The organism is Streptomyces sp. NPDC059247 (assembly GCF_042754005.1).
Classification (GTDB): Bacteria; Actinomycetota; Actinomycetes; order Streptomycetales; family Streptomycetaceae; genus Streptomyces.
Window position 1 is genome coordinate 31144 of sequence record NZ_JBHYZW010000020.1, and the last position, 19633, is coordinate 50776.

The 19633-nt window shown below is 71.6% G+C and carries 1 protein-coding gene; it reads left to right on the plus strand.

The window, feature by feature from the left end:
- Window positions 1–130 precede the first annotated feature (130 nt).
- Window positions 131–19633: a hypothetical protein gene (locus ACFXGN_RS27045; RefSeq protein WP_384864156.1), complete on the plus strand. Its 19503-nt coding sequence runs from the start codon at window positions 131–133 to the stop codon at window positions 19631–19633.

Here is a 19633-nt window from a genome sequence, read left to right on the forward strand (position 1 = left end):
GCCCGCCCCGGGGCGGCTTCCGAGGCCGGTCGGCCCGGGGGACGTCGTACGGGTCCTCCGCTGAACCGCGCGGACGGCTGTCCCCGTTCTTCCGGGCACAGCCGTCAGCCGATCAGAGGACCTCCACGCCATGGCCATCAACCCGCCGGAAGGGATCGCCGACTTCCTCGCCTTCGTGTCGGGCATGGAGTGGCCCGAGGCCGACGAGGACCTCATGCGGCGGGTGTCGGAGCATTACGGCTCCATCGCGCGGGACCTGGAGACGCTGTCCGGGTACGTGATCGAGCTGATCCCGATCGTCAAGAACGACTTCGACGGCGAGGCGGCCGACTCGTTCCTGGTCGCGATGAGGGACCTGACGGGCCAGACGGCGGGCGCGAACCAGCTGGAGCAGACGGCGGAGCTGTCCCGTCAGCTGTCCGAGGTGGCGCTGAAGGTCGCCAACCAGGTCGAGTACTCGAAGATCATGGCGATCCTGCAGCTCGTGCAGCTGCTGGCCGAGATCCTGTTCGCCACCCTCTTCTCCGCCTTCACCTTCGGCGCGGTGTGGGGCCCGGTGTCGGCGCTGTTCGCGGCGACCCGCGAGGGCCTCCACCAGCTCTTCCGGTGGCTGCTCCAGACGATCCTCAGCCAGACCTTCATCGGCATCATGGGCGGCATCTTCCAGGACACGGTGATCCAGCTCTACCAGCTCAACGCGGGCCACACCACGAGCTGGAACACGGAGTCGCTGATCGACTCCATCAAGCAGGGCGCGCTGAGCGGTCTGGTCGCCGGTCCGCTGGAGATCCTCTCGCACTACGGCGGCAACCTGCTCGGCCGGCTCCTCGGCGGCAAGACGCCCGGCTCGATCATCAGCAAGCGGGTCGACGACGTACTGAACAAGATCGACGACAAGCTGGACGACATCCCGCCGAACCCGAAGCCCGACGTCCCGACGGGTGCGGCGGGCGGGGCGGGGGCGAAGTCGAAGCTGGACGACCTCGCGTCCAAGACGGACAAGGACCTGCCGCCGGTCCCGCCCAACAAGGCGCCCGACGTCACGCCTCCCCCGGTCCCGCCGAAGACGGTCGGCGACGGCATCGTGCCCCCGCCCGCCACCGGCAAGCCGAAGGCGGAGGCTCCGGGCGGCGCCCCGGCCAAGGACAAGCCGAACACGCCCGCCACGGGGACGCCGGGGGCTCCCGCCACGGGCAAGCCCGACGTCCCGACCAAGGGGAAGGGGGATGTTCCCACCACCGGCAAGGGCGATGTCCCCACCACGGGCAAGCCCGACGTACCCACCACGGGGAAGGGGGATGTCCCCACCACGGGCAAGCCCGACGTACCCACCACGGGGAAGGGGGATGTTCCCGCCACGGGCAAGCCCGACGTCCCGACCACCGGCAAGGGCGATATCCCCACCACGGGGAAGGGGGACGTACCGACCACCGGCAAGACGGACACGCCCTCCGCCGACAAGCCCGACGTTCCGGCCGCGAACAAGACCGAGACCGTCGGCGGCAACGACGCACCCGGCGCGAGCAAGACCACCGCCGGGGACGCGCCGACGGCGGGGGCGTCCGGCAAGACCCCCGACGCCTCGACGGCAGGCCGGGCCACCGGCGACGCCGGGACCCCGCTGGACGACCTCCTCGCCACCAAGGAGGCGCGGTCGGCCTTCGCCAAGGACATCGGCGAACTCCTCGGCGGCGTCAGCCGCAACCTGGAGACCGGGTTCATGCGGTTCGGCGAGGGCACCATCGCGGACGCGTTCTCCAAGAAGATGGGCGACGTCTTCTCCGAGCACCTCGGGAAGCAGGGCGCCAGGGAGGCGGGCGAGGCGTTCGGTGAGATGCTGACCCGCAAGTGGGTCCGGCTCGGCGCGGACCACACCGAGCTGCCCGATCTGCTCACCAAGGCCATGGGGGACTTCGGCCAGCTCGCGCCGCTCAAGAACCTCGCCGACTCGATGCCGAACCTGTTCACCCGCTCCGAGCACAGCAACGCGCTGGCCCGTGTCTTCAAGCAGGAGAACCCCCTCCAGGGCAGCCCGATGTACCAGCTCGGCGGCGCCGTCGCGTCCCTCCTCAACGAGGGCACGAACGAGATGCTGAGCGAGGGCTTCTACAACCTGATCTTCGGGGACGGCACGTTCACGGTCAGCGGCGGCCCGTTCGCCGCGGGCGTGGCCATGGGCGCGCTGAGCCACGGCCTGCACCGGGCCTTCGAGCCGATCATGGTCAAGTACCAGAACTGGGTCCTCAGCCACCAGCACGCCGAGAACCCGCACGACAGCAAGTACTTCGGGCTGCTGCACCCCATCAACATCGCCTCGTTCGTGGCGAACATGACGGGCAACCCGGCACCGTGGCCGGTCCCCCGCCCCACGTCCGAGGCGCAGCAGGACCCGAGCTTCACCCGTGACATGAAGGACATGGTGAAGTGGGTCTTCTCCAACCCGATCACCGGCACGCCCTTCTTCGCCGACCTGCCCCAGCGGCCCGACGTCACGGTCGAGAGCGACGGCGACGGCGCCTTCGCTCCGCTCGACCTGGACCTGGGCCCTTCGTTCGGTGACGAGATCGCCAAGGACCCGCTGTTCCGGACCGAGTCGGACGGTGACACGTCCGTGGACGACGGCGGGAAGGAGGGCGAGGAGGGTTCGGACGCACCCGGCGCACCGTCGCAGGCCACCGTCTCGTCGGACCTCTCCTCCCTGCTGGGCGGCGACACGGACGGCCCGGCCACGGACCTGGCGGACCGGAACCAGGACCGGGCCACGGCCCGCCCCGTGACCCAGAGCGACGGCGACCGGTTCACCGCGCCCGTACAGCAGGAGAACGGTTCCCCGGCGCGTACGGAGGCGCGGACCGAAGCGACGACGGGCCCCAAGCCCCACCCGCTTCAGGCCGAGATGGACAGGGCCGCCGCCGAGGGGCTCGACTACCTCGTCCCCTACGACGGCACGGACGACGACACCACGGTCCCCGACAACACCCCGGTTTCCTCCCCCACCACAGCCCCCCTCCACACCACGGCCTCCACCGACTCCACGACTCCGGTCAACGACGGCGACAGTGGCGACGGCGGTGGCGGTGGCGGTGGCCACCACACCGACGGTGATCAGGTGGGCGACGACGACACAGCTCCGGCGTCCGACGCCCCGGTCCGGGACATCCCCTCCGGCATCGCCGTCGGCGTCCTCACGCCCGCCCAGACCACCGCCCTCCAGTCGGTCCCCCAGCGCCCCGGCGTCTTCGTCGTCGGAATGCACACCGACCCCCGCACCCCGCACGACCCGGACGCCGTCCTCAAGGCCCTCACCGACGCCCACGACGACGGCAGGCTCGACGGCGTCACCGAGATCCAGTTCACCGCCTGCAACCTCGCCGCGCCCGTCCACGAGAACACCGTCAAGACCGTCATGAGCGGCCTGTGGAAGCACCGCGCCACGACGGGCATCACGACCCCTGACTCGCTCACCGCCCGCGCCGCCGACGCCCCCGTCTGGTACGTGCCCACAACGAGCGGCGACACGACCGGCGGCCATCTGCTCACCGCCCAGCACATCGGGCTCACCCCCGACGGAAAGATCGCCGTCGTGGACGAAGGCGCCTGGCACGTGTACGGAGACAGCGGCGGCCCCGACCACGCGCCCGTCCGTACGACCCCCGACGCCGACGCCCTTCCCGACGACGCGGTCCGCTTCCTCTTCCGTACGCCCGCGATCGACGCGGAACACCCGGACGCCGTCAAGTTCGGCCCGGACAGCGGCGTCCCGGAGCCGCTGTCCCGTCACCTGCCACGGGACCGGTGGACGGCCCTGCTGTCCGATCCCGCAACCACGGCGGACCTGCTCGCCGAGGTGACGGACACCCTGCGCGCCCCGGGCGACCCCTGGCACACGATGGACGCGACGACATACCTGGACCTGCGCAAGCGGCTCGGTGCGCAAGGGGACGGCCCCTCGGCCGAGACCGTCGAGGAGGCCTTCTCGTCCTACTCGCCCGACCTCTCCGCCGACGCCTCCGGCCGTCTCGAAGCCGTCGTGACCCTGATGCGGGATCTGCACGCCGACGCCGACGACGGGCCGCTGACGCCCGACGTCCAGATCCTCCTCCAGCGCCTGCTCCAGGACCAGGGGCTTCCCCCCGCCCGGCTGCCCGACGCGGCCCGCACCACGGGGTTCTGGACGAACGAGCCCGGATTCCTGGCGGCCGAGCTGACCCTCGGCATGGCCGATGTCAAGGGCACCGGGAACGCTCCCCTCACCGGCGAGCTGACGGTCACCCCGGCGACGGCTCCGTCCGACGAGGCCCTGCCGGGACTGCTCCAGGACCCGGACGACGGCCAGCAGGCCCTGCTCCGGGAGCTGCTGGACGGCGCGCACCGCCCGGAGAGTCCCTGGCACACCCTGAACACCGAGGCGTACCTCGCCCTGCGCACCCGGGTCGAGGGCGGCTCGCTCGACGCTCCGGGCAAGGAGGTACGGGACACCCTCGACCAGATCTTCGACAAGCACGCGCAGGCCGTACGCGCGGCCACCAGCCGTGTGGATCAGCTGAAGGCCGTCGCCGACACGGTCCTGACGCTGCACGCGACCGGCGGCCTCTCCGGGTCGCCGGAGAACGCGCTGACCGCCCACTCCCGGTTCCTGGTCCCCCGGATGCTCCTGGATCTCGGCGTCACGCCCGTACCCCTGCCGGACAAGCTCCACGCCAAGACCGCGTGGCAGGCGCCCAAGATGCCCCGGATGAGGGCCACGCGGGTCATGAACTTCGCGACCTCCGTCGCCGACGCCGTCATGGACGCCCACCCCTCCTGGTCCCGCCCGCTCACCTCCGCCCCGGCGGACAGCGGAACGCCCGACATCACTCAGTCGGGCGACCGGACGGCCAGCGCCCCCACGACCTCCGGCGCACCCGTCGCCCCGCACACCCCCACGTCGGGGGACGGCCCCGCGCCCGACGAGAGCGGCACTCCCGAGCCGAGGGACTGGCGGGAGGAGCTGAACGCCCTCGGTACGCCCACAGGGGAGGAGACCACCGCCTATCTGCGGCTCCCGGAACCCGCGATCGGGCTGGTGGGCCGGGCTGACCGGCTCCTGCGCACCGACGACCGGCCGTACACCACCCTCACCAAGGACCTCCCCTCCGACACGGAACACTGGCTGGCCGTACGGGTCCCCGCAGGACACGGCATCGACACCGGGGACGGACGGATCCTGGTCGGCAAGGACCGACTGGCGACCGTGACGCTCACCGGCCCGGCCGATGTGATCGGTTCGGTGCAGGCTCTCGAACAGGGTCTGCGGCCTCCGGGCAGTTCGGAACAGTCCCTCCCGCTCGCCGTGCTGAGCCGCGTCGGGCAGGCCCTCCATGCCAACCCCGGCCACGACGAGCACCACACCGCCGTCCGGACCGCCGTCCGCGTGGCCTACGCGGACGCGTCACGCGACGCCGAACGCGCCCTCGGCGAACACCTCACCCTGCGGGCAGACGTCCAGGAACAAGTACGAGCGCTCGTGAAAGCCGCCTGGGACAACCTGCCGGAGGACGAACGGCGCAAGCTCGGCACCGCGCGGAACACCGGCAGCGGATCCGTCGGCGACGACTTGAAGACGCTGAAGGAGGTCGTCGAGAACGGGAACGTCCGCGAGCAGATGCACCTGCTCGTCACCGGGGTCCACGGCCCCGTCAGGGAGCGGCTGGGGCTGAAGAAGCCCGAGCCGAGGATCCTCACGCGCGAGCGGAGCGCCCAGGGCACGCCCGAGAACCAGCGGATGCAGCAGGACGCCGACGTCGTCCAGAACATCAAACGGGAACAGGAACGGCTGCGGAAGGACGAAGCCGCCAACCCCGACCTGGAGAAGCTGCTGCTCGCCCAGGAGCACCGCAGGCGCACCGAGCTGCGGCCCGACGAGACGGTTCCGCCGCTCAGTGAGCGCGAGCGCGCCCACGCGCTGGACGGAGACCGGCTGACGTGGGAGCCGGGCGAGCGGCACCGGCAGATCGCGCTGAAGACCGAGAGTCAGGTGACGGCCGAGGCGACCGGCGGCTTGATGAGTGCGGGCACGTCCAACACGACGTACTTCGCGCTGACGGTCATCCATGCCATGTCCAAGAAGTGGAAGGTCCCCGTCGACTTCCAGTTGGTGCGGCTCGCTCTGATGGCGGACATGCTGCCGATCGGCCATCACACCTTCCACGAGGTCATGACGGCGTCCGAGGCGTTCGAGCAGGACGTGCTGGCCAGGCAGCCGAGGCCCTCCGGCGCCCCGCCGTACTCCGATGTCCTGTCGTACGCCGACGACTGGGGCAGGTTCCGCTCGCTCGCGCCGCTGACCGAGGACACGTTGCGGAAGGCCATGCCCGGCGGCAGGTTCCCCGACGAGACCGCCCTGGGACTCGAAGCGCACGAGCGGACACCGAATTCGGTTCCCTCCCCGGCGTCGGACGGACGCACCCTCCGCGCGCTCCCCGACAGCGACCTCACGACACTCCTGGACAGGACCCCCGGGCTGACCGACCGCACGGCCGGACTGCTGCGGGAAGCACTCGGCGACGGCACGCGCACCAGCCGCGACTGGCGTCGGCTCGACGCCGACTCCTTCCTGAACCTGCGTGACCGGGTCACGCAGCCGGACGACGCCGTCCAGGACCCGCAGAGGGGCGTGTGGGACGAGCTCGACTCCCTCATGGAGCGCTGGTACCCGGACCCCACGCAGGATCCGGACGCCCCGGTCGTATCCGAGCCCGACCCGCTCCGAGAGGGCCTGGACTCCTCCTTCGACGCCTACTACGCCGCTCTGGCCGGTGACCCGGGCGACCGGAGCCGTCTGACGGCCCTGGCCGACCTCCTCCTGAACCTCCGGAAGACCGAGGGCCTTCCGTCGTCGGACCCCGATGTCTCCGCCGCCCTCGGGGTGGTGGCCCAGCGGCTCCTGGTGGACCAGGGCTATCCGCCTGCCTTGTGGGGCACGGACATCGGCTCCCCCGGCTTCTGGCCGGACGACGCCTCCTCGCTGGTACGGAAGCTGGAGACGGCGATCGGTGACTTCACCCGCCTCCAGCAAGTACGGCAGACCTCCACGGGCATCGCCGTCGGCCCCATGAACGCCCCCCAGTCCAGGGCGCTCAACTCCCTCCCGCCGAGCCCCGGCGTCTTCGTCGTCGGCACACACACCGACCCGAAGACCCCGCACGACCCGGCCGTCCTCCTCAAAGCCCTCACCGACGCCCATGACAACGGCCGCCTCGACGGCATCACCGAGATCCGGTTCACCGGCTGCGACCTCGCCTCCCCCGTCCACGAGAACACCGTCAAGACCGTCATGAGCGGCCTGTGGAAACACCGCGCCGCGACGGGCACGGAGCACGGTCCCCTCACCGCCCGCGCCGCCGACGCCCCCGTCTGGTACGTGCCCGGCGGCAACGGACAGCTGCTCACCGCCCAGCACATCGGACTCACCCCCGACGGAAAGATCGCCGTCGTCGACCAAGGCACCTGGCACGTGTACGGAGACAGCGGCGCCCCCGACCACACGCCCCTCCGCACCACCCCCGACAACGACGCCCTCCCCGGGAACACGGTCCGCTTTCCCTCCCGCACACCCGAGAACGACGCGGAACACCCCGACGCCGTCAAGTTCGGCCCGGACGGACAGCCGCCGCTCGACAACGGTGAGGGGTCCAGCACCGGTGCGGGCTCCCGCCCCTACCAGGCTCCGGAGCAGACGCCGGTCCAGACTCCGCCCGACGACAGCCCGTTCGCCATGGCCCGGGACGCCTCGATCGAGGACCTGGTCCGGATCCGGTACATGCAGGAGTCGGAGGAGTACGAAAGGCGTCTCGCCAACCATCTGTTCGGCCTGCCACGGGTACAGAACATGGCGGAGTTCCTGGCCCGCGCGGTCGTCAGCAACTTCCGGGGCACAACCCTCTACCCCGGGCTGAGCCAGCCCAGCAGATCCGTACCCGGCGCCGTGGGCACCAACCCCAGAGAGTGGGAGCGGGTCGCGGAGTCCGGCAACGCGCGGGAGCGCATGACGCTGTTCTTCCAGGCCATCGCGTCCACGGCGCTCCCCGCCTTCGTCAACTTCCCCGCCGACTATCCGCCCTCCCTCCACCGCGAGCGTCTGCAGCGGCAGAACAATCCCGACTCCGCGGAGTACACGGCCCTGGACGACGCGCGCAGAAAGCTGAGCTCCACGCAGTGGAACTCCTCCGAACACGCGCGGGACAACGAGAGGTGGCACGCGCTGGACTCCGTCCTGCGACCGTTCCGGGCGGACCAGCTCAACCCGCCCCTGAGCGACACCGAGCGGCGCAGGGCCCTGAACAGCCGGGGCAAGATGGTCTGGAACCCCGGCGGAGCCAGTCTGCGGATCCGGATGGATCAGCTGTACCAGCGGGCCGCCGAACAGTCGGGCCGGCTGGTCAGGTCGGGCACCTCGGGATCGGGCTTCTACTTCCACCGGTACGCCCAGATGCTGGCGGGACGGCTGGGCGTCGAGATCGACCACAGGGACCTGCGGCTCGCGGTCGTCGCCGCCTTCGTCAGCGAGGGGCACCACACCCTGCCGGAAGTACTGGCGGCTTCCTCGCTGTTCGCCGAGGAGTACCTCGCGGCCATGCCCCCGCGCCCGGACGTCCAGGCCCTGCTCCAGCCGGTCGGTGACCCCGCTCCGGCATGGGACCGCTACAGCGTCCTTCCTCCGCTGCCTCCGGAAGACCTCCGCAGGGAGGTCGCGCGCGCCGGCCTCTTCCCCCACGAGCACGCCGAGAACCTCCGGCGGGAGCTGGAGGAACGACGCGGACGGGACCCGCAGACCGCCGAGGACACGGACAGCGACAGCGGCAGCGGCAGCGGCAGCGACCAGAGCTACGAGACGGACACCGCCAGCGACGAGAGCTACGAGACGGACAGCGACGGCACGGAGGACGAGAGCGACGACGAGGGAACCCCGCCCCCCACGGGAGGCGAGCCCTCCCACGGCGGTGACGGCCTCGGGAAGGGCAAGTCCCGGAGCGACGACAGCTCTCCCCACGTCCCCGAGGACTCCCCCCACACCCTGCCGGGGCAACTGCGGCCCGAGGAGGTCTCCCCGGCGGACCGGCCGATCGGCGTGGACCGGTGGTCGGCGTGGCAGTGGACGCCGGGTCGCCAGGACGTGCCGCCGCCCGCCCGGATCCGTACCGAACGCTTCGACCCGGCGGCCGACCCGGACGCCACGGGCCCGTTCCCGGGCACGGCGGACCGGCGGAACGAGGACGGGACGCTCGCGGGCCACCGCACCCGCATCAGCGCGGACGTCGAGCGCTTCACCGTGCCCCCGGACGGGGACGGCACGCCGGGCGGCACCGTACGTCTGGTGCGGGTCACCCTTCCGGTGGCGGTCGACGGCTCCTACTCCGCGGCCGACGCCGCCTCGCTGCGGGACCGGCTCCAGGGTCTGCTGGACAGTCATGTGAACCTGGGCTTCCGGCTGCCCCGTGGCGGCGACCAGCTCCACATGGAGGTGGTGCTCGATCCCAGGCCCGTGCCCCGGGACGGCGCCCCCGGCGAGGACTGGATCACCGTGAGCCGGGACGCCGGACCCGGGAAGAGGTCCGACCAGTCGCACTTCCGGCTGCACGCCGACGACACGGACCCGGACGTCAGGGGCCGGGACGACGCCATGCTGCTGCACGAGGTGCTGCACTACGCGGGCCTTCCCGACCGTTACCACGACGCCGAGACGCTGTTCCGGCACACTCCCGACCGGGCCGACGCGTCGGGGGTCATGGCGACGGCCACGCTGCCCGACGGCACCCTGCCCCGCCGCTATCTGGAGGCCGTCGAAGACGTCACGGAGTCCGGTCCCGTCCTCCACGAGAACGCCGGTCCCGGTACGTGGAGCGCGCCGGAGTCCGTTCCCGTACGGGACATCCCGGCCGGGATCGCCGTCGGCGCCCTCTCCCCCGCGCAGACCGCCGCGCTCCGGGCGCTCCCGCCGAGCCCCGGCGTCTTCACCGTCGGGATGCACACCGACCCCCGCACCCCGCACGACCCGGACGCCGTCCTCAAGGCCCTCACCGACGCCCACGACAACGGCCGCCTCGACGGCATCACCGAGATCCAGTTCACCGGCTGCAACCTCGCCTCCCCCGTCCACGAGAACACCGTCAAGACCGTCATGAGCGGCCTGTGGAAGCACCGCTCGGATTCCGGCACCTCGACCACCCCCGACCCGCTCACCGCCCGCGCCGCCGACGCCCCCGTCTGGTACGTGCCCGGCGGCAACGGACAGCTACTCACCGCCCAGCACATCGGACTCACCCCCGACGGAAAGATCGCCGTCGTGGACGAAGGCGCCTGGCACGTCTACGGCGACAGCGGCGCCCCCGACCACACACCCCTCCGCACCACCCCCGACAACGACGCCCTCCCCGGAAACACGGTCCGCTTCCCCTCCCGCACACCCGAGAACGACACGGAACACCCCGACGCCGTCAAGTTCGGCCCGGACAGCGGCGTCCCGGACCCGTTGTCCCGTCACCTGCCACGGGACCGGTGGACGGCCCTGCTGTCCGATCCCGCGACCACGGCGGACCTGCTCGCCGAGGTGACGGACACCCCGCGCGCCCTGGGCGACCCCTGGCACACGATGGACGCGGCGGCCTACCAGGAACTGCGGAAGCGGCTCGGTGCGGAGGGGGACGGTCCCTCGGCCGAGACCGTCGAGGAGGCCTACTCGCCCGACCTCTCCGCCGACGCCTCCGGCCGTCTGGAAGCCGTCGTGACCCTGATGCGGGAGCTGCACGCCGACGCGGACGACGGGCCTCTGACACCCGACGTCCAGATCCTCCTTCAGCGCCTGCTCCAGGACCAGGGCTTCCCCCCTGCCCGGCTGCCCGACGCCGCCCGCACCACGGGGTTCTGGATGAACGAGCCCGGCTTCCTGGCGGCCGAGCTGACCCTCGGCATGGCTGACGTCACACGGGACGGAAGCGTCCCCCTCACCGGGGAGATCACGGCCGCACCGGCGGCGACGCCGTCCGGCCAGTCCCTGACGGACCTGCTCCCGGACTCGGAGCAGGAGCAGCAGACCCTGCTCCGGGAGCTGCTGGACGGCGCGCACCTCCCCGGGGGCCCCTGGCACACCCTGGACGCCGGGACGTACCTCGCCCTGCGGTCCCGGGTCGTGGGAGGCTCGCCCGACGATCCCGGCCCGCAGGTACGGGAGACCCTCGATCGCGTCCTGCGCGAGTACGGGGAGACCGTGCGTGCGGCCACCAGCCGTGTGGATCAGCTGAAGGCCGTCGCCGACACGGTCCTGACACTGCACGCGACCGGCGGCGTCCCGGGGTCGCCGGAGAACGCGCTGGCCTCGCATTCCCGGTTCCTGGTCCCCCGGATGCTGCTGGATCTCGGCATCGTTCCGGTGCCTCTGCCGGACAAGCTCCACGCCAAGACCGCGTGGCAGGCGCCCAGGATGCCCAAGATGCGGAACACCCGCGTCATGAACTTCGCGACCTCCGTCGCCGACGCCGTCATGGACGCCCACCCCTCCTGGTCCCGCCCGCTCACCTCCGCCCCGGCGGACAGCGGCACGCCCGACATCACGTCGTCGGGCGACCGGGCGACCGATGGCGACACCTCCGAAGCGTCGGCCGCCCCGCACACCCCCGCACAGCAGGACGGGGCCGCTCCCCTCGGGGACGGGACTCCCGAGCCGAGGGACTGGCGGGAGGAACTGGACGCCCTGGGCACCCGTACGCGGGAGGAGACCACCGCCTATCTGCGGCTCCCGGAACCCGCGATCGGGCTGGTGGGCCGCGCGGACCGACTCCTGCGCACCGACGACCGGCCGTACACCACCCTCACCAAAGACCTCCCCTCCGACACGGAACACTGGCTGGCCGTACGGGTCCCCGCAGGACACGGCATCGACACCGGAGACGGACGGATCCTGGTCGGCAAGGACCGACTGGCGACCGTGACGCTCACCGGCCCGGCCGATGTGATCGGTTCGGTCCAGGCTCTCGAACAGGGTCTGCGGCCCCCGGGCCGTCCGGAACAGCCCCTCCCGCTCGCCGTGCTGAGCCGCGTCGGGCAAGCTCTCCATGCCAACCCCGGCCACGACGAACACCACACCGCCGTCCGGACCGCCGTCCGCGTGGCCTACGCGGACGCGTCCCGCGACGCCGAACGTGCCCTCGGCGAACACCTCACCCTGCGGGCAGACGTCCAGGAACAAGTACGGGCGCTCGTGAAGGCCGCCTGGGACAACCTGTCGGACGCCGAACGGCTTGAGCTGGGCACCGACAAGAAATCCGGCAGCGGATCCGTCGGCAACGACTTGAAGACGCTGAAGGAGGTCGTCGAGAACGGGAACGTCCGCGAGCAGATGCACCTGCTCGTCAGCGGAGTCCACGGCCCCCTCATGAAGCGGCTGGGGCTGAAGAAGCCCGAACCGGAGATCCTCACGCGCGAGCGGAGCGCACAGGGCACGCCCGAGAACCAGCGGATGCAGCAGGACGCCGACGTCGTCCAGAACATCAAGCGGGAACAGGAACGGCTGCGGAAGGACGAAGCCGACAACCCCGACCTGGAGAAGCTGCTGCTCGCCGAGGAACACCGCAGGCGCACCGAGCTGCGGCCCGAGGACGCCGTTCCGCCCCTCAGTGAGCGCGAGCGGGCACACGTCCTGGAGGACGGCCGCCTGACGTGGGAGCCGGGCGAGCGGCACCGGCAGATCGCCCTGCGCACCAAGAGCCAGGTGACGGCCGAGGCGACCGGCGGTCTGATGAGCGCGGGCACGTCCAACACGACGTACTTCGCGCTGACCGTCGTCCACGCCATGGCCGCTAAGTGGAAGGTCCCCGTCGACTACCAGTTGGTGCGGCTCGCCCTGATGGCGGACATGCTCCCCATCGGGCACCACACCTTCCACGAGGTCATGACGGCATCCGAGGCGTTCGAGCAGAACGTGCTGGCCACCAGGCAGCCACGGCCCGCCGATGTCCTGTCGTACACCGACGACTGGGGCAGGTTCCGCTCGCTCGCGCCGCTGACCGAGGACACGTTGCGGAAGGCCATGCCAGGCGGGAGGTTCCCCGACGAGATCGCCCTGGGACTCGAAGCGCACGAGCGGACACCGAACGCGCTTTCCTCCTCTTCGTCGGACCGGCGCGCCCTCCGCGCGCTCCCCGACAGCGACCTCACGACACTCCTGGACAGGACCCCCGGTCTGACCGACCGCACGGCCGGACTGCTGCGGGAAGCACTCGGCGACGGCACACACACCAGCCGCGACTGGCGTCGGCTCCACGCCGACTCCTATCTGGACCTGCACGAACGCATCACCCGGCCGGACGACGCCCCCGGCGACCCGCAGAGGGGCGTGTGGGACGAGCTCGACTCCCTCATGGAACGCTGGTACGGCATGGACCCGGACGTCCCCGAGCCCGATCCTCTCCGGCAGAGCCTGGACTCCTCCTTCGACGCCTACTACGCCGCTCTGGCCGGTGACCCGGGCGACCGGAGCCGTCTGACGGCCCTGGCCGACCTCCTCCTGAAGCTCCGGGAGGGTGGGAACCTCCCCGCGGAGGGCGCGGACGTCTCCGCCGCCCTCGGGGTGGTCGCGCAACGCCTCCTGGTGGACCAGGGCTATCCGCCCGCGCTGTGGGGTGCGGACGTCAGTTCCCAGGACTTCTGGCCGGACGACGCCTCCTCCCTGGTACGGAAGCTGGAGACGGCGATCGGCGACTTCACCCGCCTCCAGCAAGTACGGCAGACCTCCACGGGCATCGCCGTCGGCCCCATGAACGCCCCCCAGTCCAGGGCGCTCAACTCCCTCCCGCCGAGCCCCGGCGTCTTCGTCGTCGGCACACACACCGACCCGAACACCCCGCACGACCCGGCCGTCCTCCTCAAAGCCCTCACCGACGCCCATGACAACGGCCGCCTCGACGGCATCACCGAAATCCGGTTCACCGGCTGCGACCTCGCCTCCCCCGTCCACGAGAACACCGTCAAGACCGTCATGAGCGGCCTGTGGAAGCACCGCGCCGCGACGGGCACGGAGCATGGTCCCCTCACCGCGCTCGCGGCCGACGCCCCCGTCTGGTACGTGCCCGGCGGCGACAGGCTGTTCACGGCCCGCCATGTGGGTGTGACCGCCGACGGGACAGTCACCGTCTTCGGCGACGGCGCCGACTGGCACCGCTACAGCGACACCGGGGCGCCCGGCCACACCCCTGCGAGCACCCCCCTCGGGAACGACGGGGCGCCCGCCGACGCCGTGCGCAGCCCCCGCGGCGACGATCCCGCGTACGACGACGCGGTCCGGTTCGGCGACGAGGACGGCGGGGAGGACGCGGGCTCGATCAACATGACGGTGGACGGCCTGCTGGTCCCCACGCAACGGACCGTCGAGTTCCGCAAGGGGGAGAAGACCCTCACCGAGGAGAGCCGGATGACGCTCCAGGACCTCGCGATGGAACTCTTCCCCGAACTGGCCCGTCGTGCCGACGACCCTTCGCTGGGCGAGCTGCGGATCCATGTCTCCGCGGGCGGCAACAACCTGCTGCCCGGAGCCGCTAAGGCGGCCGGGGAGGAACGTGCCCTGGCCGTGTCGAGCGCGCTGGCGACCGAGATCAGGAAGCTGGCGTTCGGTCTGGAGCTGCCGGAGGCGAACGCCATGGCCCTGTTCGACCCCGTCTCACGCGGCCGTGACACCTCGGGGCTGGACACGACGGACGACACGCCCAGGTCGGACCTGCGCCGCCGGGCCACGGTCTCCTCGCTGATCCAGAACCCGGTCGTGTCCGACGCGGAGCCCGTCGTACGGTCCCTGCGGACGCACTCCGCCGTGGTGGACCTGTTCCGGCGCCTGGCGGACCCCCGGAACACCGACCGCACGCCGCTGTCCCTCGACGATCTGACCGGTTCGCGGATCTACCGGAAGGACACGCCGGACATCCCGGCGGACCACAACCTGGTCTTCCGCGTGGAGTCCCCGGAGAACGACGCGGGCACCCAGCGGCAGCTGCACGAGAACCTGGTGAGCTTCCCGCTCGGCACGCGGGTCCGCGTGGTCTCGTTCGACCGGATGGACTCCGGCCGCTACCTGGTGTCCCTGCGCGAGGTGGGCCCCCACGACCCGCCTCGGCCGCCCGAGGTGCCGCGGCCGGACGGGATGCCTCGGCCGGACGCACCGGTCATCGGCATCCCCGGCGTCAGCTATCCGGGACCCAACCGTCCCTTCGACTCCACCCTGATCCACGACAAGGGAGAGGAGAAGGGCAACTCCCCGGCGAAGGACAAGGGCAAGGGCAGGAAGGACGAGAACCAGAAGACGGGCGAGGAGCAGGGCGGGGGTGAGCAGGGCGAGGGCTCGCGGCCGGTCCAGAGCACGGGCCACTACAAGTTCCGCAGGCCGCTCTACATCCACCGTGGAGAGGTGGAGGTGGAGATGACGCGGCAGGGGCCGCACGTCCGCTTCTACACGGTGGTCACCAACCAGACGGACCTGAGGATCGACCGGGACACGGGGAAGGTCTCGTCGGACCGGTTCAAGGACATCCAGCAGGACCCGGTCACCGGCAAGGTCCTCCTGGCCACCGGTCCGACCATGGAGGGCACGATGTGGACGGGCATCGGCACCCCCGCGCGGGCCATCGCCTGGTCCATGAAGTACAAGGCGGAGAACGACGAGCCCGACCAGCACAGGCCGCTCATCCGCTCGTACCTGGTTCCGCTGAGCGTCTACCAGCGGATCACCACGACCTCGGTGCCGGAGGGTGACGCCCACGCGCTCGGCGACCCCTACCGGGGCAGCGACTCGCTCGACCCCCGGAAACTGCGCGACCCTGTCGACCCGCTGGTCTCCCCCGAGGACCTGAACGAAGGGGAGGAGGCCTACCGGAAGAGGTGGGAGGCACGGGAGAAGGGTTCCGCCCCCGCACCGATCCCCGGCCCCGAGCCCCTGTCGGACCGGACCGTCAACACGGACCAGCCCGGCGAGCGCAACCAGTTCGGCATCCGGGGCGAGCACCTCGAACTGCTGCGCGCGAGCATCGTGCCCGACTCCCTGGTCACGTACTACGAGGACGAGTCCCACCTCAGTCCGGAGTCCCCGGAGTCCCCGGAGTCCCCGGAACCGGCGTACCTCAAGAACGGCCATGCGGTCCACGTCGACGAGCTGCGCGGGCGTCTGGGCATTCCCCGCGTCGAGGACCCGCCGCTGAACTCCCCGTACAACCCGTGGGTCCAGAACAGGAGGCACGTCAACAGCCCCGAGAAACTGCGGTCGATCTCCACCGCGCTGCGGCAGCACCACACGACGTGGCAGCACTCCCGGCAGCGGCCGGCCGACCGGATGCCGAGCCTCCTCCTGGACCACGACACGGCCGTGATGCCGTACCAGGTCCGTCTCAAGAACCTCGAGAAGTTCCTCAAGGAGCACCGGGACGTCCTTCCCGGCACGGTCAACCGGCTGCTCGACAGGGACGCCCTCCTCGACCGGCCCGACTCCCTCGACATGCCCCTCGACGAGCTGGAGGCCAAGGAGGACCTCGACGACTTCATGCGGGGGACCGTCCTGAACTGGGCCTCCCACGCCGAGATCGGCTATCTGCTCGCGCTCCAGCACAAGGAGGTGAAGGCCGATCGGAACCTCACCGACACGCCGTTGCAGCACGACTTCGACGAGACGCGGCTGCGGCACAAGGAGGACGTCCAGCTCCAGGTCCAGGTGGGCGAGGACCTCACCCGGATGTGGAGGGCGGGCGAGCCGACGCACCAGCTGCTGAACCGCCTGATCCGGGACTATCCCGAACTCTCGCACCTGTACGCGGAGATCTGCGCGACGACCGAGAAGTACACCTTCTTCCATCACGCGCAGATGGTCCTGGGCCAGTACCTCAAGCTCGCCTACCCCGACCGGGACGACCCCCGGCGCGTGGTGCTCGTGGACTCGATCGTCAAGGCGATCCTCTTCCACGACATCGAGAAGGCGAACTCGAAGGAGATGTACGGGGGCAAGAAGGACCCGGACGAGGAGCAGGACCAGGAGCCGGAGCAGAAGAAGGTCCCGAAGAAGCCCGAGCAGCACGATCACGAGTCCGAGCACATCGGGGCCGTCGACGTCATGAGCAGGTACCGGTATCTGTGGGGCGACGTGGACGGGAACGAGGAGCACGCGGGCGCGTACTGGGCGGCCGTCCGGATGGTCGACTCCGACCCCTTCGGCTTCTACTACCGGGACGGCCACTCCGACGACAAGGCCAAGAACCTCGACGCGACGTTCCACTGGGTCGTCTCGATGTACCTGGACCTGCGGGGCAGGCGCCTGATGACGTCCGACGGCACCACCCGCACACTGGCCGTACTGGACACCGCGGACACCGACGACATCCGGCGGCTGTTCCACGAATTCCACCAGTACTACCAGGCGGACTTCTCCTCCTACACGGTCCACAGCAGCTACCACGACTACGGGGACCCGGAGCGCAGGCGCCAGGCGATCCTGAGCGGTGCGGATCCGAACGTGTCAGGAGTCATCCCCGGCTCCGCCCCCGAGAGGAAGAGCGGCAAGAAGACGTTCGACCAGTACTTCCTCCCCGTCGTCGGCGACGGGGGGCCCCTGGCGACGGGGAACCCGTACGGCACCGGCCCCGAGGTGACCGCCACACCCTCCGTGGACGGCAGGCCCTCGCTGCGGTTCGCCTTCACCGAGCACCGGGACTACCAGGCGAAGTACGACGATCTCGCGGCCCTCTTCAGGGACCACGACAGCGTCGTGACCGCCTTCGAGCGCATCGGCGGAGAACGGCTGCGCACCCAGGCCCGGTCCCTCGGCGACGCGGCCAACGCGCAGGTGACGGCCCCGGCGCCGCCGCCCGGGAACGACGGCGGACCGTCGACGAGCACGGACACGGACGACGACATGCTCGGCGATCTGTGGGGGGACGGGAACGGCGGCGGACAGTCGGCGGACACGGACGACGACATGCTCGGCGGTCTGTGGAACGCTCAGGACGAGAACGACGTCACGTCCTTCGGCGGCGACGGAGGTACCGCCCTCTCCTCCGGCGCGCCCCGGTCCTCCGCCGAGCGGATCGCCGAACTGGTCGAGTCCCTCACCCGCTCCCACCAGGACAACGGCACCCACCATCTCGTCGATCCCGACGCCGGGCCGGGCGAGGCCGAGCGGATCCGTGGTGTCGTCGGGCGTTTCCCCCGGGACGACCGGTTCTTCACGCTCGCCAGCCACATCGCGGGGAGCGACGGCGCGCCCGTCTGGCGCGGGCAGCGGGTCACCCCCGAGGAGCTGGCGGGCGCGCTGTCCCGGCTCGCCGACGACGGGGTGTGGGACACCGGGAAGCCCCTGCAGTTCGCCGCCTGCGGTCTGGGCGGGGAACTGGAGCGGTCGTACGCCGCCGACACGCTGCGCGCCCTGCGGGAACTGCGGCCCGAGCTGCCGCTCACCGCGTACGCGCCGCGGTCCACGCTGTGGTTCGTCCCTTCGGTGACCGGCACGGACCCCGCGGGGACCGGCCACACGGCGGTGGCGCGGAAGGTCGTGTGGGACACCGACGGCACGCCCCGGCTCGTCCCCGACCACTGGGTCGGGCTGTCCCTGCCGGTGGGCGAGGGCGCCCAGGTCGAGGCCACGCTCCTCGGCGCCCACATGCCGCCCGGCGGTCCGCTGCCGTCCGGCGACGTGCCGACGACGACCCGGACGCCCGAGGGGTACCTCGTCGCCCCGGACGACGGGGCCGGGGGGCTCGCCGACGCCGTGCCGACCGGACCGGCGCCCGAGGTGACGGGCGCCCCGCCCGGCCCCGTCCCCCGGGTCACCGAGTACGAGACGGTGGGGACGGTGCCACGGGCCCGCCGGACCGGGGACGTCCGCGTGGAGCTGTTCGCGGAGGGCGCCGACCCGATCGCGCTCGCCCTCACCGGCCCGCCGAAGGACGCCGGTTCCTTCCCCGCGTACCGGCCCGTGCGGCCGGTCGGGACGGTGGAGGAACGGCCCGCGCTCCAGGTGTCCGACGACCGCCGGTTCGCGGTGCCGGAGCAGCGGGGCGGGGCCCGGGAGTTCTACGCCACGGCGGACGCCGTCGCGGAGGCGCGGACCCGGCTGCTCCCCGCCGCCGGGACGCGGCTGGAGGTCGATCCGGAGTCGTCCGTCCGCTTCACCCTGGACGGCGTGGAGCACACCCTGCACCGGGTCACCGTGCGGGGCGGGGACCCCGGCGCCGTGCCCCTGGTGCTCGCGGGTGACGCCGGAAGTCGCCACGTCACGCTCCAGGGCGGTGTCCGGCCCGACCTGCGGGACGCCGACATGCGGCGCGCCGTGGACGCGAACCTCGACCACTACGGGCCGGAGCTGGAGGCGCTCGCGGAGAAGCTGGAGCAGGCCGATCCCGGGCGCGCGGAGCCCCGCACGGTGCTGGCGCGGGCCCTGGCCGACCTGTACCGGACGCGGGAGGAGGGGGCCGGTCCCGCCGCCCTGGCGCGGGCCGAGGCGGAGGCGGCACGGGCCTTCGGCGACACCGCCGGGGAGGAGTACGGGTCCCCGGAGGAGGACTGGCAGGTGCGTCTGGCCGAGCCGGCCGCTCCCGTCGAGCTGTCGGCTTCGGACTGGTCGCTGTTCTAG